This window comes from Bacillus sp. PK6-013, assembly GCF_054161445.1.
On record NZ_CP096417.1, the window covers coordinates 977,970 to 996,986 of the forward strand.

At 46.2% G+C, this 19,017-nt stretch carries 21 protein-coding genes and 1 pseudogene; 11 read left to right on the forward strand and 11 right to left on the reverse strand.

The window, feature by feature from the left end; translation table 11 throughout:
• Nucleotides 1-247: 247 nt before the first annotated feature.
• Both M1E03_RS04870 and malK read right to left on the reverse strand, forming a co-directional pair.
• A complete protein-coding gene (locus M1E03_RS04870; RefSeq protein ID WP_020452779.1) occupies nt 248-955 on the reverse strand; it encodes a response regulator in 708 nt (235 codons plus the stop codon).
• Nucleotides 948-2,549: a malate sensor histidine kinase MalK gene (malK, locus tag M1E03_RS04875; RefSeq protein WP_023856146.1), complete on the reverse strand. Its 1,602-nt coding sequence runs from the start codon at nt 2,547-2,549 to the stop codon at nt 948-950. Before malK ends, M1E03_RS04870 begins: the two co-directional genes overlap by 8 nt.
• Nucleotides 2,550-2,736: 187 nt before the next feature.
• Here malK and M1E03_RS04880 point away from each other — a divergent pair, with 187 nt between their 5' ends.
• Entirely contained in the window at nt 2,737-3,294 is a 558-nt protein-coding gene (locus tag M1E03_RS04880) for a YufK family protein (RefSeq protein WP_020452777.1), read from the forward strand.
• Nucleotides 3,295-3,344: 50 nt separating this feature from the next.
• Here M1E03_RS04880 and M1E03_RS04885 read toward each other — a convergent pair whose 3' ends face one another.
• The 3 genes and pseudogenes from M1E03_RS04885 to M1E03_RS04895 all read right to left on the reverse strand — a co-directional run bounded on the left by M1E03_RS04885 (nt 3,345) and on the right by M1E03_RS04895 (nt 6,922).
• Nucleotides 3,345-3,743: a thiol-disulfide oxidoreductase DCC family protein gene (locus tag M1E03_RS04885; RefSeq protein ID WP_033155026.1), complete on the reverse strand. Its 399-nt coding sequence runs from the start codon at nt 3,741-3,743 to the stop codon at nt 3,345-3,347.
• A gap of 31 nt (nt 3,744-3,774) precedes the next feature.
• On the reverse strand, nt 3,775-5,610 hold the full coding sequence (locus M1E03_RS04890; protein WP_052252271.1) for a transglycosylase domain-containing protein: 1,836 nt from the start codon (nt 5,608-5,610) through the stop codon (nt 3,775-3,777).
• Nucleotides 5,611-5,742: 132 nt separating this feature from the next.
• Nucleotides 5,743-6,922: pseudogene (locus tag M1E03_RS04895) on the reverse strand (MFS transporter).
• Between the two features lie 352 nt (nt 6,923-7,274).
• Between M1E03_RS04895 and kapD the strand changes: the two are divergent.
• The gene (kapD, locus tag M1E03_RS04900) at nt 7,275-7,850 is read left to right on the forward strand and encodes a 3'-5' exonuclease KapD (RefSeq protein WP_373926117.1); all 576 of its coding nucleotides are present in this window, start codon (nt 7,275-7,277) and stop codon (nt 7,848-7,850) included.
• 27 nt (nt 7,851-7,877) lie between these two features.
• Here kapD and M1E03_RS04905 read toward each other — a convergent pair whose 3' ends face one another.
• Nucleotides 7,878-8,267 (reverse strand): kinase-associated lipoprotein B, encoded by a 390-nt coding sequence (locus tag M1E03_RS04905; protein WP_023856140.1) that lies wholly within the window; start codon nt 8,265-8,267, stop codon nt 7,878-7,880.
• Nucleotides 8,268-8,334: 67 nt separating this feature from the next.
• On the opposite strand from M1E03_RS04905, the gene M1E03_RS04910 reads away from it, so the two are divergent.
• A complete protein-coding gene (locus M1E03_RS04910; protein ID WP_020452772.1) occupies nt 8,335-8,535 on the forward strand; it encodes a hypothetical protein in 201 nt (66 codons plus the stop codon).
• 26 nt (nt 8,536-8,561) lie between these two features.
• Here the strand turns inward: M1E03_RS04910 and M1E03_RS04915 are convergent, their stop codons facing one another.
• Nucleotides 8,562-9,725: a MalY/PatB family protein gene (locus M1E03_RS04915; protein ID WP_458110703.1), complete on the reverse strand. Its 1,164-nt coding sequence runs from the start codon at nt 9,723-9,725 to the stop codon at nt 8,562-8,564.
• Between the two features lie 106 nt (nt 9,726-9,831).
• Between M1E03_RS04915 and M1E03_RS04920 the strand changes: the two genes are divergently transcribed.
• The gene (locus M1E03_RS04920) at nt 9,832-10,329 is read left to right on the forward strand and encodes a hypothetical protein (protein WP_035337575.1); all 498 of its coding nucleotides are present in this window, start codon (nt 9,832-9,834) and stop codon (nt 10,327-10,329) included.
• A gap of 79 nt (nt 10,330-10,408) precedes the next feature.
• A complete protein-coding gene (locus M1E03_RS04925; RefSeq protein ID WP_023856137.1) occupies nt 10,409-10,663 on the forward strand; it encodes a DUF1871 family protein in 255 nt (84 codons plus the stop codon).
• 39 nt (nt 10,664-10,702) lie between these two features.
• Here M1E03_RS04925 and M1E03_RS04930 read toward each other — a convergent pair whose 3' ends face one another.
• Entirely contained in the window at nt 10,703-11,524 is an 822-nt protein-coding gene (locus tag M1E03_RS04930) for an alpha/beta fold hydrolase (RefSeq protein WP_023856136.1), read from the reverse strand.
• Between the two features lie 204 nt (nt 11,525-11,728).
• Here M1E03_RS04930 and M1E03_RS04935 point away from each other — a divergent pair, with 204 nt between their 5' ends.
• From M1E03_RS04935 to yugI, 3 genes are all read left to right on the forward strand, one after another.
• The gene (locus tag M1E03_RS04935) at nt 11,729-12,229 is read left to right on the forward strand and encodes an Lrp/AsnC family transcriptional regulator (RefSeq protein ID WP_003184796.1); all 501 of its coding nucleotides are present in this window, start codon (nt 11,729-11,731) and stop codon (nt 12,227-12,229) included.
• Nucleotides 12,230-13,402: an aminotransferase gene (locus tag M1E03_RS04940; protein ID WP_020452766.1), complete on the forward strand. Its 1,173-nt coding sequence runs from the start codon at nt 12,230-12,232 to the stop codon at nt 13,400-13,402.
• A 203-nt stretch (nt 13,403-13,605) separates the two neighbouring features.
• Nucleotides 13,606-13,995: a S1 domain-containing post-transcriptional regulator GSP13 gene (yugI, locus tag M1E03_RS04945; protein ID WP_020452765.1), complete on the forward strand. Its 390-nt coding sequence runs from the start codon at nt 13,606-13,608 to the stop codon at nt 13,993-13,995.
• Nucleotides 13,996-14,027: 32 nt separating this feature from the next.
• Here the strand turns inward: yugI and M1E03_RS04950 are convergent, their stop codons facing one another.
• Nucleotides 14,028-14,264 carry a DUF378 domain-containing protein gene (locus M1E03_RS04950; protein WP_020452764.1) on the reverse strand — a complete coding sequence of 79 codons (237 nt, stop codon included), beginning with the start codon at nt 14,262-14,264 and terminating at the stop codon, nt 14,028-14,030.
• A gap of 141 nt (nt 14,265-14,405) precedes the next feature.
• Here M1E03_RS04950 and M1E03_RS04955 point away from each other — a divergent pair, with 141 nt between their 5' ends.
• A complete protein-coding gene (locus tag M1E03_RS04955; RefSeq protein WP_065643714.1) occupies nt 14,406-15,569 on the forward strand; it encodes an iron-containing alcohol dehydrogenase in 1,164 nt (387 codons plus the stop codon).
• Nucleotides 15,570-15,858: 289 nt separating this feature from the next.
• Nucleotides 15,859-17,211 carry a glucose-6-phosphate isomerase gene (locus tag M1E03_RS04960; RefSeq protein WP_020452762.1) on the forward strand — a complete coding sequence of 451 codons (1,353 nt, stop codon included), beginning with the start codon at nt 15,859-15,861 and terminating at the stop codon, nt 17,209-17,211.
• 21 nt (nt 17,212-17,232) lie between these two features.
• Here M1E03_RS04960 and M1E03_RS04965 read toward each other — a convergent pair whose 3' ends face one another.
• On the reverse strand, nt 17,233-17,760 hold the full coding sequence (locus M1E03_RS04965; RefSeq protein ID WP_020452761.1) for a GNAT family N-acetyltransferase: 528 nt from the start codon (nt 17,758-17,760) through the stop codon (nt 17,233-17,235).
• Between the two features lie 74 nt (nt 17,761-17,834).
• The gene (locus M1E03_RS04970) at nt 17,835-18,311 is read right to left on the reverse strand and encodes a TspO/MBR family protein (RefSeq protein ID WP_020452760.1); all 477 of its coding nucleotides are present in this window, start codon (nt 18,309-18,311) and stop codon (nt 17,835-17,837) included.
• 116 nt (nt 18,312-18,427) lie between these two features.
• Between M1E03_RS04970 and M1E03_RS04975 the strand changes: the two genes are divergently transcribed.
• The gene (locus M1E03_RS04975; RefSeq protein ID WP_020452759.1) at nt 18,428-18,994 is read left to right on the forward strand and encodes a DUF421 domain-containing protein; all 567 of its coding nucleotides are present in this window, start codon (nt 18,428-18,430) and stop codon (nt 18,992-18,994) included.
• Nucleotides 18,995-19,017 lie beyond the last annotated feature (23 nt).

The following is a 19,017-nucleotide window of genomic DNA, read 5'->3' on the forward strand; positions in this document are numbered from 1 at the left end:
TCGTCAAACGCAAGGCGAAATCAGCATCAGACGCTTGGTATTTCTTTGAAGAAGGAAGCGTGGACCCGATGCTGTTGATAGCTTTGAGCGAAGCCGAAGAACAGAGCGGATTCGTTCGGGTCGAACCCTAAGCGCAGCGAGCGCGATAAATCCTTGTCCGGTAACGGCGGCATGCGAGAAGTCAAGCGTGACCGTCACAAAAAAACGCCCGCTGTCTTTAGGAAGCAGCGGGCGGGGAGGGGACATGTTATAGATATTGGTTAATCACGTTCAAGTCATTTGTATTTAATTTATATTGGAAAACCGGTCTGCCGATCGTGCCGTAGGCCATTTCTACGTTGAGAACTTCGATTTCCTCCAGAAACTTCAAGTATTTGCGAATTGAAACTTGAGAGATTTCCGTGTGATTGGCCAAATCTTCTGTTGTGAACGTCAAGCTGTCAAACGATCTGATGCTTGACCAAATGAGATTCAGCGTGCTTTTGGTCAGCCCTTTTGGCAAATGCATCTTTTCGGGCGCGCGTTTTTTTTGAAAAAGTTCGAAATCCAGCTCTTTTTGGCTGATATTCCGGTTGCTTGCATAAAGCTGCTGCTTCCGTTTGTAATCGGTTAGGGCGCTTTGAAACCGCTCAAATTCGAACGGTTTGATTAAGTAATCGACAGCCCCGTACCGCAGCGTTTTTTGAACAACATCCATTTCACTGGCCGCTGAGATGACGATCACGTCGACAGCTTGATTCTGGCGTCTGATCTCAGTGAGCAGCTCGACGCCGTTCCTGCCCGGCATATAAATATCGAGCAGGATCAGATCGATGTGCTCTTCCCGGAGGAAGGTGAGAGCCTCTTGAAAAGAAGCTGCAATTCCCTTCAGCTGAAATCCCTCTACCTGGCTGAGGTAACGTTTATTCAGCTCTCTTACCATCGGGTCATCTTCAACAATTAATACATCAATCATGGTCATCCTCCTTTGGTTCATACGGAATGCGGAGACTGAATGTCGTTCCTTCATTCTTTTCGCTTGTCACGATGATATGTCCATTTAAATTTTCAAGGCTTTGTTCGACGAAATAAAGCCCGAACCCCCGGTTGGAGCCCTTTGTTGAAAAGCCTTGATCAAACATTTTCTGCTGTTCCTCCTTGGATATGCCGACTCCCGTATCCGTGACTTCAATATCAAGCTGTCCGTCATGGTGGCGGAATGAAATCGAGATATTTTTCTTATCAGTTGCGGAAACGGCATCCAGGGCATTGTTGAGAAGGTTCCCGATAACGGTGATTAAATCGTGTATCACCGCTGTGTTGGCTGTATCCGGAATCCTCGTGCTGCAATGAACCTCCAGCGAGGCCCCCTGTTCCCGGATATAGCTCTGCTTGCCGAGCAAAAAGCCGGCGAGCACCGAGTTTTTAATATGGTTGATAATTTCGCTCGCTTCAGACTGCTGATAGATCGCAATGTCTTTTATATAGTTTCCAAGCTCGTCGTAGTTCTTTAATTGAACGAGACCGAGAATCACGTGGAGCTTGTTCATAAACTCGTGCGACTGCGCCCTGAGCGCGTTTGCGTACATTTTCACACCGGACAGCTGCTCAGCTAAGTGCTTCACTTCGGTTTTGTCGCGGAATGTGGCAATCGCTCCGACGATGTTTCCCTTTTTTAAGTGGATCGGAACTTCATTAAAGACAAGTTCTAGCCCGTTGATTCTAACGTCGCGGTCCAGAACGGGCTTCTGAGTATCGATCACTTGTTTCAGGCGGTTGTTTGGCAAGATGTCGGTGACATCCCGGTCGATCGGATTCTCTTCGATCCCCATTTTATGAAACAGGCGCTTCGCTTCCGCGTTGGCGAGCTTGATTTTTCCTGTTCGGTCAACGGCGAGTATCCCTTCTTTTGTCGACTCAAGCATCGCGCTTCGTTCATTCAAAAGCGTTGCAATTTCATACGGTTCCATACCGAACATAATCGTTTTTACTTTCCTCGCCACGATGACAGCTCCGATGATTCCGGCGAAGATGCTGAGGACGATGACCGTATATAAAGGGCGGAGATTTTGCTGGGTGATCTGCTCAATCTCGTTAAGGGTGATTCCGACCGCTACCGCTCCGACCTGGCTGCCCGTTTTATTATAGATGGGAACAAAAGCCCTCAGTGATTCACCGAGCGTGCCTTTTGCCGTACTAATGTGGCGGCGGCCTTTCAGCACTTCTTTTTCGTCCCCGCCGGCAAATTTCTTTCCGATTTTATTCGGATCCGGGTGGGTTTTACGGATGCTGTTCATATCCATGACAACGACGAATTCAGTCTCGGTGATTTTTTGAACGCGGGCGGTGTATGTTCGGAGCTCATCGTATTCGCCGCTTTCCAGCGATTGCGCCGTAATCGGAGCTTCGGCGACCATCTCCGCCGTCTGCAGGGCAATCTGCTGCTCCTGCTCCCGAATGTTCCTTGCGGTCTCGGACCCGACCATAAAAAACGCGATCAATAAAGAAATCAAAACGACGACGCAGACAAATATCGTTAATCGTGTCTGCAGTTTTAATGTTTTTTTCAACGGCGATTCCTCGCGATCTATTGATTAGTCAACACATAATACTTTACAAGTAAATGGCGAATTTGTGAAGAATCCTGCCCCTTTCTGCCGCGAACAGCAGAAATTAAAAATATGGAAAATATTCTTGTCAACAGGTCCTAAGTCGTACATAATGAATGAGGAACATATCAGAAAGGGACTTTTTTTTATGAAAAATACGTATGTAACAGGCTTTTTTCCTTTTATCGCAATTCTTCTTTTCAGTTCATCTCTTGCGATTTCTTCCGTTATCTATGCCATGGGGATACTGTCTTCTCTCGGCATTTACAAAGGAATGCTCGAATTTTTCTCTGAGAGCGGCATCCGGATGGCTTTGTTTGCTGTGTTTACGCTGATTTTTTTCATGGTATTTTCCGCTTTGAAGCTGATTGCCAATACAGTGACAGAGCTTGCCCTCTTATTTTTCGCCAAAGATCCTGAAGGAGCGAACCTGAGGAAAATCAGGGTCGGTTCTGCCGTGTATCTGGGAGCAAGCCTTTTATCCTTTATTTTTGTCCAATATGCCGCTGGAATTGCAGCGCTTTTTTTACTCGCAACACTCGTATATTTAATTTTTATTGTTTATGCGATCCACAGCACGCTTTCATTTATGTCATTAATCGGCTTTATTATGTTTGAGCTGCTGTTTTGGTTTACGTTTTTAATCGGCACGGTGTATATCGTCATCAAGCTATATAACAGCGTCATGGCGAGCCTGCCCGTTTGAGCCATGCAAAAAACCGGAGCGCGGACGTTTGTCCGGCGGCTCCGGTTTTTTTATGACAAAAATCGTTTTCTGATCTCAGGACCGGGAATGGTGCACTCGCTTTTTTGCCCAAACCATTTGTAACGGTTTTTCGCAATCACGCTGTAGATGGCGTCCCGTAGCGGTCTGGGAATGATCAAGAGGGCGGAAGCGGCCCGCCAAAGACCAGGAAGGCTTTTCACCACATGCAAGGCCGCGGTTGATTTCTGATATACCCGTCCGTTTTCGATCAAAATAAAGCTGTCAAAATGATCGGAGGGGAGCTGATATTGCTTGAGCAGCTTCCCCCCGGCATCAGATTGCAGGGAAGCGAATGAAAATAAGCCTTCTGGATCATGCTTGATGATGAATTGAACGGCTCCGTCGCAAAAGTTGCACACGCCGTCAAACAGAACGATTCGCTCAGGCATATCAGCCACTTTCAGCCACCCCTTTTTTGATTTAAGATGCGTATGCAAGCGTTCCTCTCCAGATTAAAAGTTGAGGTCCCGCGTGATGCAGATACTCGACATTGCCTTTTGCCTCTTTTCCGACCCATACACTCATTGTGTACGTATCCGTCAATCCGACAAACCAAAGGTCTCTGTACCCGTTGGATGTTCCGGTTTTGCCTCCTACATATCCGCCGCTGAAATTCGCTTTTTTCCCGGTTCCTTCTTTGACAACCGCTGATAAGAGCTGACGCATTTGGTTGTTTGTCCGCATGCTGAATACTTGCTGCGGTTTGTCTTTCCATTTGTAAAGCGTTTTGCCTTTTAAGTCCGTCACCTTTGTGATGGCATGGCTGGATGTATAGCTGCCGTTATTGCCGAAAGTCGTATAGGCATCGGCCATCTCCAGCGGTGAGAAGCCCCATGTAAATCCGCCCAGTGCAGCAGGAAGACGGTAGTCATTTTGAACGATTTTATCAAATCCGAACGGTTTTAAATAGCTGAATCCTTTTTGCACGCCGACCCGGTTCAGCATTCGTACGGCCGGTGTATTATACGAATTTTTAAAGGCTGTCTTGATCGACACGGTTCCGTATGTTCTTTCGTTGAAGTTGTTCGGACAGTATTCTTTGCTGCAAAATTTGCTTGCGTCAATCATGCTGCCTGCCGTCGCACCCGTTTCTTCAATGTACGGCCCGTAGTCAAGGAGCGGTTTAATCGATGATCCCGGCTGCCTGTATGCCTGGAATGCCAGGTTGTAATCATACTTTTTATAGTTTTTCCCGCCGGACATGGCGACGATTTGATGGGTTTGGTGGTTGATCACCACCGCTCCGCCTTGTACGCCTTCATAAGGGAGGCGATTATTCACTTGCTGGACGACCCGGTTTTGCATCCCGGTATCGAGCGCCGTATAAATTTTGATCCCGCTCGTCGTGAGGGAGCTGATGCGGTTAGACAGCTCTTTTTCGATTTTTTTCTTTTCTTCTTTTGTTTTTGCCTTTTTCAGCCGTTCGTCAAACCCTTCCGAAGCAGACACCAATTTGGTGAATTCCTCGTTGACATAAGTCGTATAGTCGGGATAAGCGTCTTTCTTTTCTTTTACATGAAGCGTAATTTTTTGCTTTACGGCTTTGCTGTATTCTTTTTCAGTGATCACGCCCGCTTTTTTCAGCCCTTCAAGCAGCCGCTTTTGGCGGGTTTTTGTGTAGTCAAAATGTTTCAAAGGATCATATAATGTAGGGTTATTAGGGATCGCGCAAATAAACGCCGTTTCGGCAAGGTTGAGAGATTTCAAAGGCTTGCTGAAATAGAAATAAGACGCGGATCCAATTCCGTAGACCCCATGATTAAAATAGATCGTGTTTAAATATTTCTCAAAAATTTCTTCTTTTGAAAGCTTTTTTTCCAGCTGATAGGAATACAGGAGCTCTGTGAACTTGCGGTCGAAGGTTCGTTCATGGTTCAAATACAAGTTTCTCGAAAGCTGCTGTGTAATCGTGCTGGCTCCCTGATCAATGCCGCCTTTTTTGACATTGGCTGCGGCGGCCCGGGCCATTCCGATAAAATCAAAGCCTTTATGCTGAAAGAAATGCCGATCCTCTGAAGTGAGAAACAGCTGCTTCACATGATCAGGGATATTTTTATAGGGGACAAATACCCGGTTTTGGTGATCTGAAACAATTTCTGAAATCAGGGCGCCGTCCCTGTCATACATGTAGCTGTTTTGTACAAGGCCGATATCTTTTATATTGATCTTCTCATCGAGCACCTGATCGAGAGGCTTCATATCCTGAGCTTCCCGGCCGGAGGCCATTAAGGTAAAGACAAATATAGGAATTAACATCAACAGAAAAATCCATCCAAAAAATGAACGCAACTTTGTCACTCTCTTTTCGCTAAATTCTAGCCATATCGTACCATTCTTTTTCGATATCGAGAAGGATAATTTGATAGATTGGCAGTTTTTTATCCGATTTCAGCTTGCTTTTGCCTCTGATTTTTTTTGCTGGGACCTTTGGAATATCAGAAGGCATGCTCCGCCGAAAAAGAGGACGGCAGTTGCGTAAAAAGCGGAAGAAATTCCGAAAAAGCTGGAAAGAACGCCGCCGAGCACCGGGCCGATGACATTGCCCAAAAATCTGAAACTTACATTATAGCCAAGCACTTCCCCTTGAATAGGCCCCGGAGATTCAACTCGGATTAAGGCGGTGATGCAGGGAATCATCCCGCCAAGCGCGATTCCGAACAGAAAGCGGAAGAACACAAGCATTTCATACTGAGATGTAAGTCCTTGCGGGATAACGCAAACCGCGGCAGCCAGCGCGAGAATCATCAATATTTTTCCATGGCCGAACCGATCGCCTAAGACGCCCCATTTTCTCGCGGCGAGAAGGCTTCCAAGGCCGGTTGCAGAAAAAGCCAGCCCTGAGAAAAATGCGAGATTGTCAGTTCCGTGCAGCTCGCTGACATATAAGGCAAGCAGCGGCTGAACACTGAAGTTTCCCACTTGAATCACAGCGGTGAGGATCATCGCCGTAATCAGCGGGCGCTGGTGCAAAATCGTCTGCAGCACCTGCTTTCTCGTATACCCGGCGGAGGCATCGCGCTTCGCCTTCAAAGGACGTTCACGCACTCCGATAAACACGAGGAAAACGGCGCTGTAAATGGCAAATGCCGTAATGAAAAACGTATATGTAAAACCGACGCGATCGGCGAGCAGACCGCCGAGCAAGGGGCCGAATAACCCTCCTGAGACCGTGCCCATCTGCAGCGTGCCGAGCACTTTGCCAGCCGTTTTTTTTCGGCGTCTGAGCCGAAATCATGGCAAGGGAAGTGGGAATGAACCCGGTTACGAGCCCCATCGCCATTCTCAAAAAAAACAGTTCGTATACGGAAGAGACAAGGGACATGAGAAGAATGCAAGTGCCGATGCCGGTGCCCGTGATCAAGAGGATTTTTTTATAGCCGTGTTTATCTCCGAACCTTCCCCAAAAAGGAGAAACCAAAAAGGCCATCAAAAATGTGACGCCGAAAACGTATCCGCTCCATTTTGCCGTAAATCCGTCCGAATAGCTGCCGAGCGTTTCGATATAGAGGGAAAGAAACGGCAGAACCATTGTAGAGCTTGCGGCCACGAAAAAATTCGCGAACCACATGATCACAAGGTTTTTCTTATAAACAGAGATGCGAATCACCTTCTTAAAAAGTTTGAATTTCCTTCATTATAAATGAAATGTGGAAGCTGTATGGAATCGCTGCTCATTGGAAAAATGAAAATTGGGTATTTGAAGGAATTTTCAACATTTTCAGAAATTAAAACCTTAAATATAGAAATATAATGATATAATAAGAGAAATATGAACGTACTTTGGAAAACATTCAGAAGGCTTTAGGCTTGGACGATTTCCATCCGCTGCGCTACATCCATAAGTTTTTTATATTGAGATAGAAAGGCAGGTGTGAAAGTTGGAAGCGAGCACCTTACTGATTATTGATTTTGAATTTACAATGCCTGAGGGAAAGTATCACCCGCAAAATTTTTTCCCGGAAATCATAGAAGCAGGGATTGTAAAGGCGGTTCATGATGAGGTGGTTGAGACATTTTCAAGCTATATTAAGCCGAAGAAGTTCCCTAAATTAACGAGGCGCTGCAAAAAATTTCTCAGCATTACGCAGGAACAGGTTGACCAAGGCATCACGTTTAACGCGTTGATTGAAAAGCTGCGGGAGCTTGATCCTGACCAAAACAGCGCCATCATTACATGGGGAAACATGGATATGAAAGTGCTGAAGCAAAATTGCATGTTCAACCATGTTCCGTTTCCGTTTAAAGGAGAGATGAGGGATCTTTCCATGGAGTACAAGGAATTCTTTGGTGACAAAACATTGACGAATTTGTGGAAAGCAGCGGAAGAGTACGGCGATTCAGGAACGGGAAAACAGCATAAAGCGCTAGACGACGCGATGACAACGTATAAGCTGTTTCGGCTCGTAGAACGGGATAAGAAGTATTTGGAAAATCCGAAACCGACGACGATCGGCGAACGGGTTGATCTTTCAAAAGTTTTTCCGCACGCCACATAAATAACCCAATCTGGCGAACAGATTGGGTTATTTGTGCGGGAAATATTCATTTTCAAGCGCATGAATAAGTTCAAGCGATTTTGCCGCGTATTCGGACGAATCGTTTTGCAGATCCGTTTTTAAACGGTTTAAAGCTGAGCGGAGCGAATCCGCATAATCCGGTACAGCTTCATCGAACGGCTTCACCATACGATGCGGGATATTTGTCTGTTCACCGAAAGCGAGCGCTTTTCGTTCATGAAAAAAAGGGACGTCTGCCTTGTTGGGATGGTGAAGATCGCCTTGCTTCGGGTGGGTCAGCACGGCGAGGATTTTGACAAGGTAGTGCATCGGTTTAACATCCGTAATTTCGCCGATGTAGACGCCTGTCTTATAAAAGCCCTTTACACGATCGCCGACTTGAAATTGGTTGTTCACTGCATCTGCCTCCTAATGGTATCATAATAAATAAATGGTAAAAAAATCATTTCAGGGAGGAAGAAAAATGGCGCCGTTTCTGATTCAGTTTATGCTCTATTTTCCTGAAGACAAAAGAGAATATATCCCTTCTTTTATTACGCTGGCCGTTTTCTTTATCATCGCAATTGTTGTATTCCGGCTGATCATTAAACATTCCAAAAAAGAAGCTGAAAAAGCGGAAAAGCTGGAAAGAGAATTGAATGAAACCATCCACAAGCGCTCTTAGAAGCGCCCGTTTTTCAGCCGGAACGCTTATGAAAAAGCGGTCTTCAGACGTCTGAGCCCGTCTTTTACAACAGAGAGCGAACATCCGACATTCATTCTGACGAATCCTTCTCCGCCCGGTCCGTACTTTGGTCCCGGCTCCAGAATCAGCTTTCCTTTATGAAGGAGAAGCCGTTTGATGTCCTGATCCGTCAATCCGAGCTTGCGGCAGTCAAGCCATGCCAAGTAAGAGGCGTCTGGCTCCATCATGCGGACCTCGGGCAGCTCCTCTGCTAAAAAGCGGCGGACTTCTTCCATATTTCGTTCGATGTAAGGGATAAGCTGATCGAGCCACGGTTCGCCTTTTGAATAGGCCGCTTCGATTGCTGCAACTGCAAATGTATTTAAAGAATGCAGTCCCTGGCGCTGCATAACTTTTGCAAAGGCGGTTCTCTTCGCCTTGTCGGGTATGATGATGGCTGAGGCCTGCAACCCGGCCAAGTTAAACGTTTTGCTCGGTGCAATACATGTGATCGAAATATCCGCGAATTCCGGAGATAAAGAGGCGAACGGCGTATGGTTCAGTCCGTTCAGCATCAGGTCTGAATGGATTTCGTCGGAAACAACTGTGACACCGTGTTTAAGGCAGAGTTCGCCCAGCGTTGTCAGCTCTTCTTTCGACCATGAACGTCCGGAAGGATTGTGCGGATTGCAAAGAATGAACATCTTCACATCCGGTTCCCCAAGCTTTTTTTCAAGGTCGGAAAAATCCATTTCATAGCGGCCGTCTTTTTCGATTAATGGATTGTGTAACACAACCCGTCCGTTTTTTTCAACAATATCAAAGAACGGCGTATATACAGGCGGCTGTACGACCACCCGCTCGCCGGGCTCTGTGTACGCCTGCACCGCTTGGGCTAGCGCTGTTACAATGCCCGGGCTGAAAGTGATAAACCCCGGTTCAGTATTCCATCCGTGCCGGCGGCTGAGCCAATCGGTGACAGCTTCGTTCGTGCCCGCGCTTGCAGATGTATAGCCGAAAACCCCGTGCTCCAAGCGCTGCTGAAGAGCGTCGATAACGGGCTGGGGGGCGCGGAAATCCATATCAGCCACCCACATTGGAAGCGCGTAATCTACACCGAATAATTCCTGTGTTAAGTCCCACTTCACAGACTGGGTCCCGCGTCTGTTATGTTCTGTATTAAAATCCATGATCTCACCTCATGTCTTTTTCATATGTTATACATTAACTGTGATAAGGATAGATTGCAATGTTTTAACCATGAAAGCTTTTATAAAGTAAAGGGAGTGGCATCCGATGGAATGGAGCAGCATGCTAGAGTGGGCTTTTCAGCGTCATCTCAACCCTATGAGCTGGTATATTCGCCCGGTCTTTCTCGTGGCGCTTGCGTATTTTTGCTATAGGCGGACTTGGAAAGGCGTCATCGTTACTTTTTTGCTGATGACGAGCAGCATGTTTTGGTTTCCCGTCCCCGAGCGGATCAATCCGGAGATGCAGGCTGTTTTGGATTACGAGCAGATGCTTTTGTCCAACCCGCTTTCTGCCGTGCTCACGCTCGCTTTTATGATGGGGTTTCTCGTGTTGATTGGCGCGGCATTTTGGAAGCGCTCCTTAGGGTGGGGACTTGCGGTATTGAATGTGACGCTGATCGGCAAGGTTGTGCTGTCAGTGATGCTGACGGGGGAAAACGGCTGGGCGCCCCTCGGAAATACCATGTTCGGATTGATTCTCGTCAACGGCATCGGGCTGCTGCTGATCGCCTGGCGGAGGAAGCGGAGACAAGCCGGCCGATAGCCTGGTGCTTTCCTTATCGACAAGCCGGCGCGTTATGATACAATAGCTTTTGAAACATTACAATGAAGCGGTGATCATGATGAAAGAAAGTCAGGCAGCAGCACAAATCATCCACATCATAAAGGAATGGGATCCGTTTCAAGCCGGACCCGATTTTTATGAAACGGAAGCGGCCGAGATTGTTCAGGCCGTCTACACGGAAAACGACGCAGAGCGGCTGGGCGAAGCTATCCAGTCCGTTTTTGAAGTATCATTTGATCAGACGCTGCCGCTGGCAAAATGCAAACAGCTGGCTGAACGGCTCCTTGCGATCAAAGACAGCAGTTCGTGCTGATCAAAATTTAAAAACCGCCAAACGGCGGTTTTTTTATATTCATGTCAAAATGAAATCGGCAATTTTGTCTGATACATAATCCGGATTTTCTTCGGGGACGAGGTGGCCGGTTTCCCGCAAGGAATAGAAAATGGAATTGGGCAAATCCTGATGAAGCCTTTTGCCGATCTGTACAGGGACAACGCGGTCCTCTTCGCCCCAGATTAAGAGGGAAGGCGTCTCGATTTTCTTCAAATCGTCCGGTAATAAATCGCCTTCCCGGTGTCTGATGAGACGCGCGAGCGCCCTGAAAATTTGATCGTCAAGAAACGGTTTCAGGTAGCCATTGATCATCTCCTGATCGATCAGAGATCTGTCGTAGACAACATTCATGAGATTTTTCAGGACGCCTTGTTTTGACAGCCAGCGCTTGATGTACAAATAAAAATAAGGAATATGGCTCCCGAAAATGAGCGGGCGGGGGGAACGCTTTAAATAGCCTGAGCTGCACAGCAGGACGACTTTTTTGAACAGTTCAGGCCTTTCCTTTATCGCATAAAGTGAAATCTGGCCGCCCATCGAATGTCCGACAAGCACGGCGTCTCTAATCCTCAGCCTTTCGATCAGTTCGATGACCACCCTGGCCATGTTTTGATAGGTATACACAAAGGTGCTGGATTTTTCTGATTGGCCGAAGGGAGGCAGGTCAACGGCGACTAAATTAAACTCATCCTTCAGAAGAGGAATGATTTTTCTGTAGCAAAACGAGGAAGAAAGAAAGCCGTGTATTAAAACGAGCGATTGCCTGCCCGGATTCTCGTAATGCTCATAATATATATTGACCCCTTGAATGGTTTCAATAGAAGGTTTTGTTAACAGCATGATCCAAATCACTCCGAATGTTTTTCTTTCATGTTCAAACAATCTGGCTGCATGTTGTCGCCTAAGTCCTGAGTACGTTATTTATCGTACCCGAAAAAATTTTTTTCACGCTTTGATTTCGCTTTTTTTACCGCCTTACATTCGTTCAAAAACGTGCTATAATATTCAGAAGATTTCTTGACATATAAAAGGTGTGATAACGAGATGAAGCTAACAGAAAAAGAAACAGAAATATTGGAAATATTAGAGGAAAACAGCCGCCTCGAACCTGAAACCATTGCTAAAATGGCGAACATTTCACAGGAAGAAACAAAAGCGATTATCGAAAAGCTTGAAAAAGAAAAGGTCATCATCGATTATTCGGCAATGATCGACTGGCGAAAAGTCGACGGCCATGAAGGCGTTACAGCGATGATCGATGTGAAGGTAACACCGAAGCGCGGCGTCGGATTTGACGAAGTGGCCGAGCGGATTTATCGTTTTCAGGAAGTTGAATCCGTTTACTTGATGTCAGGCGTATATGATCTGTCTGTTGTCATCCGCGGCAGAACGATGTCGGATATTTCGCATTTCGTGTCCGAAAAATTATCGACGCTCGAATCGGTCGTGTCGACAACCACCCACTTTATTTTAAAGAAATACAAGCATGACGGTAAAGTTTTTGACTCCGGTGATGATGACAAAAGAATCGTGGTGTCTCCTTAAATGAGGACAACTTATATTTCTAAAGCAGCCCAGCAAATCAAACCGTCGGGCATCCGCAAATTTTTTGATCTTGCGTCCACAATGGAAGGCGTGATTTCATTGGGCGTCGGAGAGCCCGATTTTGTAACGGCGTGGAATGTCAGGGAAGCGAGCATCCTTTCCCTTGAACAGGGCTACACGTCATATACGGCAAACGCGGGTCTTCTTTCTTTGCGGAAAGAGATCAGCGCTTATCTGAATAAACGCTTTCATCTGGATTATGCTCCTGATGACGAGCTGATTGTCACAGTCGGAGCAAGCCAGGCGCTTGATATTGCGGTCAGGGCGATCCTTGATCCCGGAGAAGAAGTGCTGATTCCCGAGCCTTGTTTTGTCGCTTATGAAGCGCTTGTTTCTTTGGCGGGGGGAAAAGCGGTTCACATTCACACGAACGCAGAACGCGGATTTAAAGCGAGCGCAGCCGATTTTGAAGCCGTTCTGACTGAACGTACGAAGGCCATTATCCTTTGCACGCCGTCTAATCCGACAGGCTCTGTGTATACAAAAAAAGAACTGGAAGAGATCGCGGCTTTTGCTGAACAGCATGACCTGATTGTAATAGCGGATGAAATATACGCCGAGCTGACATACGATGAAGCGTATACAAGCTTTGCGGAAATCGCCGGAATGAAGAAGCGGACGATATTGATATCGGGTTTTTCGAAAGGGTTTGCCATGACAGGCTGGCGCCTTGGATATGTCGCAGCTCCTGCATATTTAAGGGACCCTATGCTGAAAATTCACCAGTACTCGATGATGTGCGCGCCAAGCATGGCTCAATTTGCGGCGGAGGAAGCCCTTAAAAACGGTCTCGAAGACGTCGAAAAGATGAAAAAAAGCTATCGCCGCCGAAGGAATGTGTTTGTGGATTCACTGAACGAAATCGGGCTTGACTGTCATCAGCCGGGGGGCGCTTTTTACGCGTTTCCGTCCGTTAAAAAAACGGGCATGAGTTCAGAACAGTTTGCTGAGGAGCTTCTCATCGCAGAAAAAGTCGCCGTCGTCCCGGGCAATGTTTTCGGGCCGAGCGGCGAAGGCTATATCAGATGTTCTTACGCTTCCTCGCTTGAACAGCTTCAGGAAGCGCTCGTCAGAATGAAACGCTTTGTCCAGAAGACCGGTGCAGTTCAATAAAAAAATGCGCACCTAAAAGGTCCGCATCAACATAAGGGGGGGAATACTAGAAAGCCTTAGTTGTTCTTTAGTATTCCCCTTTCAGCTCGGTTTTAAACATACAATGCTTAAAAAAGTTTTTTTGCTTAATAAAGACTTGTATGATATAATTTTTTATTGCGTATAAAAAGAGTTAAATTCATATGATTTAGGAGTTGTTAGTTATGACAGCAAAATTTGAAGTAGGCAGTGTTTACACTGGAAAAGTGACTGGATTACAGGCGTACGGAGCGTTTGTTGCATTAGATGAAGAAACACAGGGACTTGTGCATATTTCTGAAGTAACACACGGTTTCGTTAAAGATATTAATGAGCACTTGGCGATCGGTGATGAGGTGCAAGTGAAGGTTCTTTCTGTAGATGAGGAAAAAGGCAAAATCAGCCTTTCTATCCGCGCTACACAGGCAGCTCCTGAACGAAAAGAAAGCAAGCCTAGAAGACAAAAGGCTGTTCAAGCCGAAGATACAGCTGCTCCACAAGGATTCAACACGTTAAAAGACAAACTTGAAGAGTGGATCGAGCAGTCCAACAGAAAAGATCTTATTAAGAAGTAAATGAAAAAACTCCGGCAAAAGCCGGAGTTTTTTTATCGCATTTCCGGCTGCTTGGCGTCTTCGCCAGCAGTCTCTTCAGCCGGTCTAAATAAAAGTCCGAGGTTGATCAGACCTGCAATTCCGACAAGCGCGTAAACGGTCCGGGCTAAAGCGGATCCTTGACCGCCAAAAATGGCTGCAACCAAGTCAAATTGAAAAAATCCTATCAGTCCCCAATTGATTGCTCCAATGATTGTTAATACCAATGCAATACGTTGAAGTGCATTCATTTGTTTTTCCTCCTTTTTGAAGTCCTATATTTCACATTTATAGATTGCGACGGATTTGGAAACATTATACGCCTGAGGAGCAGATCGCTTTACAGGGCATTCGGCGATTTCCCATAATAGTAAATAAAGGAGGAGATGTAGATGGATAATTTTACATATTGGAATCCCACGAAGCTGATATTCGGCCGGGGAGAAGTTGAAAAGCTGGCAGAAGAGGTGAAACACTACGGCCGCAATGTCCTGCTCGTATACGGAGGAGGCAGCATTAAACGAAATGGTTTATACGATCAAGTGATTTCAATTCTTGAAAAGGCAGGCGCGACCGTCCATGAACTGCCCGGTGTCGAACCGAATCCGCGTGTTGCCACTGTGAATAAAGGAGTCGCGATCTGCAAAGAGAACGATATTGACTTTCTATTGGCAGTCGGCGGCGGAAGCGTCATCGATTGTACGAAAGCGATCGCCGCCGGAGCGAAATACGACGGCGATGCATGGGATATTGTGACAAAAAAACATATTCCTGCTGATGCGCTGCCGTTTGGAACGGTTTTAACGTTGGCAGCAACAGGATCGGAAATGAACTCGGGATCTGTGATCACAAATTGGGAAACCAATGAAAAATACGGCTGGGGAAGCCCGCTCGTATTCCCTAAATTTTCAATTCTTGATCCGGTCAACACATTTACCGTTCCAAAAGACCACACGATTTACGGCATTGTCGACATGATGTCCCACGTGTTTGAGCAATATTTTCACCATACCGAAAATACTCCTTATCAGGACCGGATGTGCGAATCCCTGCTCAAAACGGTGATTGAAACAGCTCCTAAGCTCATTGAAGACCTTGAAAACTATGAGCTGCGCGAAACGATTCTCTATACAGGCACCATTGCGCTGAACGGTATGCTATCAATGGGCGCACGCGGAGACTGGGCGACGCACAATATCGAGCACGCTGTTTCGGCCGTCTACGATATTCCGCATGCGGGAGGGCTTGCGATCCTGTTCCCGAATTGGATGAAGCACACGCTTTCCGAAAATGTCGGCCGCTTTAAACAGCTTGCCGTACGCGTTTTTGACGTAGATGAAACAGGAAAAACCGATCGTGAAGTGGCGCTTGTTGGAATCGAGAAGCTGTCTAAATTCTGGACCAGCCTTGGCGCGCCAAATCGTCTTGCTGATTATGACATCACAGATGAGAAGCTGGATCTGATTGCCGACAAAGCGATGGCAAACGGCGAATTCGGCCGCTTTAAAACGCTGAATAAAGACGATGTTCTGTCTATTTTGAAGGCTTCTTTATAAGATTTCTTGACGGCTCAAGGAGGACCGCCATACCTTGAGCCGTTGTTCATTTGTTATCTTTTTGACAAAACTGCGCGTGGCGGCTGAAAAACATGCATTTTTGCGCGCCTGCCTCCATCCTCCTTTTTTTCGTCACTTGATTTAACGAAGGAGTTCATATAAAGTGAAAAGGGAAGAGGCTGTCGCCGAAAATCGACATGTTTTAAAACCCTTTGGCCCGCACTCTCATGAAAATGAAAGCGCTGGCGGGTATATGGAAGAAAACAGCTAGTACTGGAGGTTTAATAATATGACGCATGTCCGTTTTGACTACTCAAGAGCATTGCCATTCTTTAAAGAACATGAACTTACATATCTGCGTGACTTCGTGAAAGTCGCCCACCATACCATTCACGAAAAAACAGGTGCAGGCAGCGACTTTTTAGGATGGGTGGATCTTCCGACTGACTACGACAAAGAAGAATTCGCCCGCATTAAAAAATGCGCTGAAAAAATTCAAAATGATTCCGATGTTTTGCTGGTTGTTGGAATTGGCGGTTCATACCTCGGCGCAAGAGCGGCGATCGAAATGCTGAATCATTCATTTTACAATGTGCTGCCGAAAGAAAAGCGTAAAACGCCGCAAGTGATTTTCATCGGCAACAACATCAGCTCTTCTTACATGAGAGACGTGATGGATCTTCTTGAAGACGCTGATTTTTCAATCAACGTGATTTCTAAATCAGGCACAACGACAGAACCGGCGATTGCTTTCCGGATCTTCCGCAAGCTTCTTGAAGAAAAGTATGGAAAAGAAGAAGCGAAACGCCGCATTTATGCAACAACTGATAAAGAGCGGGGCGCATTAAAAACGCTTGCTAATGAGGAAGGCTTTGAATCATTTATCATTCCTGACGATGTCGGTGGCCGCTTTTCTGTGCTCACAGCGGTCGGCTTGCTTCCAATCGCAGTCAGCGGAGCCGATATCGATGAAATGATGAAGGGCGCCCGCGATGCGAGCAAAGACTTCTCCACATCAGAGCTTGAAGACAATCCGGCTTACCAATACGCGGTCGTCAGAAATGTCCTTTATAACAAAGGCAAAACGATTGAAATGCTGATCAACTACGAGCCGGGCCTTCAGTACTTCGCAGAATGGTGGAAGCAGCTCTTTGGCGAAAGTGAAGGAAAAGACGAAAAAGGCATTTATCCATCTTCAGCCAACTTCTCGACGGATCTTCACTCTCTTGGACAATACGTACAAGAAGGAAGAAGAGACATGTTCGAAACGGTGCTGAACGTTGAAAAGCCGAGACATGAGCTGACAATCGAAGAAGCGGACAATGATCTTGACGGCTTAAACTACCTTGCCGGCAAAACGGTCGACTTCGTCAATAAAAAAGCGTTCCAAGGCACAATGCTCGCGCACACAGACGGTAATGTGCCGAACCTGATCGTGAACGTACCTGAAATGAACGCTTACACGTTCGGCTACCTCGTGTACTTCTTTGAAAAGGCCTGCGCAATGAGCGGATACCTGCTCGGCGTCAACCCGTTTGACCAGCCTGGAGTGGAAGCGTACAAAGTCAATATGTTCGCTCTCCTCGGCAAGCCTGGCTTCGAAGAGAAAAAAGCAGAGCTTGAGAAACGTTTGGATCAATAAACGAAAAAACAGCCTCCGGACTTATTGTCCAGGAGGCTGTTTTAATTCATATGACGGATGCTGAAGTCCAGTAGACGGATAAAATTCGTCATGAGTGTAGACGAATCCCAATTTTTCCAGTCGTTTTTGTGAAGCTGTATTTTCAGGGTGATGTCCCGCAAACAGCTTTTTTGCCCGGATTTTGTTAAATGCGTATTCAATCATGGCCTCAGCCGCTTCAGATGCATAACCTTTCCCCCAAGCCGAACGGACGAGATGAAAACCAAGCTCGTACACATCATTTTCCGGGTCATAGGGGCGAAGTCCGCAACATCCGATGAATTCGTTGTTTCCTGTTTTAAATATCGGGAAGTATTGCACACCGTGTGTTTTGTATTGTTCGATCTCAAGCAGCAAACGATTTCTTATTTCGCTATCGGTCATAATTCCGTCTGCTGTCAGATATTTGGCCACATCTCGATTTCCCCACAATGTCTTTGCCAAATTCAAATTCTCTTTAGCCCATAAAGAAAAGCCGATGCGTGTTGTTTGCAGAAAGCAGTGCTTCATTCCATTCTGGTCCCCCTTGTAAGGCAGCTGTTCACCTTATTTTAACACGGCAATAGCCGGCGGGGCCCGTTAACCTAATGATTCATCCCGTAAATCGCAAACGCGAGATAAGTCGCGAAAAAACTCCACAACACATAAGGGACAAGGAGAAGTGCTGCTCTTTTATGAATGCGAAGTGTAATCAAGGCGAGCGCAAGAGCGGTCAAGGCTACGAAAAAGGAGTCGGCCGAGGCAGCAAGTACGTTTTTTTCCGTGAATTGAAAATAGCTGAATGCCTGGTTAAACAAATAGTTAATGATCAGCATGATCCAAAATGGCGCCGCTGCTTTTCTCAGATCATATGTGGCATACACAAGCGCCGCCGCTAATGAAATGAAGGCGAACAGCACGCTCCAGATGGTTCCGATCAAACGGCCTGACGGTGTCCAATCCGGTTTGTTTAATGACTCATACCATTCACGATCTACGGGAAATAAAACGCCCGCGAGTGAAAACAGTGCATATGTAACGAGAAACACGATCACAGCCGCTACTATTTTTTCCTTCTTCAATAGAAGTCCCTCCTCATAGTAAGCTCATACCTTTGTCTTTCCCTATTCGTTTAAATATACTCATACCGCACAAGCTTCTGATCCATACTAAAAAATAAAACGGGTGAAGTGACATCATGTTATTTGTATTGGAAACGTTGTTTCTCATCTTAACGGGTATTATTCTGCTGAGAATTTCGGGGAGAAAATCAATTTCACAGATGACAATAGCCACCACCGTCGTCATGATTTCCATCGGAACGATCATTGTTCAGCCGATCATTGAAGACAGCATTTTTAAAACGGTGGCAGCTGCATCGATCTTTATCATCGTCCTTCTGTTGATCGAGTATTTGAAAATGAAATTTGATTTTTTTGAAAGCCTGATTGCGGGGAAAGCCGTTGTATTAATCGAAAACGGCGAGCTTCAGAAGCAGAACCTAAAAAAGCACCGCCTGACTGTCGACCAGCTGGAAATGAGGCTCAGGACACAGGGGATTTCAAAATTATCGGACGTGAAAAACGTAACGCTCGAATCAAACGGCCAGATTGGCTACGAGTTATCGGATGATGCAAAGCCTTTTACTATGGGAGAGTATAAAAAATTCCTCCGCATGCAAAACAACCTGCAGCAGCCGGAGGACAATCTGTTTAAGGAAATCAATGAAGGGCACCTGCACGAACCTGATAAACAATTGCGCTAGGGCCCAGAAGTATAAAAACGAAA

What these genes read in the sequence shown, in the direction of transcription:
- M1E03_RS04870 (WP_020452779.1), bottom strand. Translation starts at nt 955, where the DNA reads ATGATTGATGTATTAATTGTTGAAGATGACCCGATGGTAAGAGAGCTG.
- M1E03_RS04880 (WP_020452777.1), top strand. Translation starts at nt 2,737, where the DNA reads ATGAAAAATACGTATGTAACAGGCTTTTTTCCTTTTATCGCAATTCTT.
- M1E03_RS04885 (WP_033155026.1), bottom strand. Translation starts at nt 3,743, where the DNA reads ATGCCTGAGCGAATCGTTCTGTTTGACGGCGTGTGCAACTTTTGCGAC.
- M1E03_RS04890 (WP_052252271.1), bottom strand. Translation starts at nt 5,610, where the DNA reads ATGTTAATTCCTATATTTGTCTTTACCTTAATGGCCTCCGGCCGGGAA.
- kapD (WP_373926117.1), top strand. Translation starts at nt 7,275, where the DNA reads ATGCCTGAGGGAAAGTATCACCCGCAAAATTTTTTCCCGGAAATCATA.
- M1E03_RS04910 (WP_020452772.1), top strand. Translation starts at nt 8,335, where the DNA reads ATGGCGCCGTTTCTGATTCAGTTTATGCTCTATTTTCCTGAAGACAAA.
- M1E03_RS04915 (WP_458110703.1), bottom strand. Translation starts at nt 9,725, where the DNA reads ATGGATTTTAATACAGAACATAACAGACGCGGGACCCAGTCTGTGAAG.
- M1E03_RS04920 (WP_035337575.1), top strand. Translation starts at nt 9,832, where the DNA reads ATGGAATGGAGCAGCATGCTAGAGTGGGCTTTTCAGCGTCATCTCAAC.
- M1E03_RS04925 (WP_023856137.1), top strand. Translation starts at nt 10,409, where the DNA reads ATGAAAGAAAGTCAGGCAGCAGCACAAATCATCCACATCATAAAGGAA.
- M1E03_RS04930 (WP_023856136.1), bottom strand. Translation starts at nt 11,524, where the DNA reads ATGCTGTTAACAAAACCTTCTATTGAAACCATTCAAGGGGTCAATATA.
- M1E03_RS04935 (WP_003184796.1), top strand. Translation starts at nt 11,729, where the DNA reads ATGAAGCTAACAGAAAAAGAAACAGAAATATTGGAAATATTAGAGGAA.
- M1E03_RS04940 (WP_020452766.1), top strand. Translation starts at nt 12,230, where the DNA reads ATGAGGACAACTTATATTTCTAAAGCAGCCCAGCAAATCAAACCGTCG.
- yugI (WP_020452765.1), top strand. Translation starts at nt 13,606, where the DNA reads ATGACAGCAAAATTTGAAGTAGGCAGTGTTTACACTGGAAAAGTGACT.
- M1E03_RS04950 (WP_020452764.1), bottom strand. Translation starts at nt 14,264, where the DNA reads ATGAATGCACTTCAACGTATTGCATTGGTATTAACAATCATTGGAGCA.
- M1E03_RS04955 (WP_065643714.1), top strand. Translation starts at nt 14,406, where the DNA reads ATGGATAATTTTACATATTGGAATCCCACGAAGCTGATATTCGGCCGG.
- M1E03_RS04960 (WP_020452762.1), top strand. Translation starts at nt 15,859, where the DNA reads ATGACGCATGTCCGTTTTGACTACTCAAGAGCATTGCCATTCTTTAAA.
- M1E03_RS04965 (WP_020452761.1), bottom strand. Translation starts at nt 17,760, where the DNA reads ATGAAGCACTGCTTTCTGCAAACAACACGCATCGGCTTTTCTTTATGG.
- M1E03_RS04975 (WP_020452759.1), top strand. Translation starts at nt 18,428, where the DNA reads ATGTTATTTGTATTGGAAACGTTGTTTCTCATCTTAACGGGTATTATT.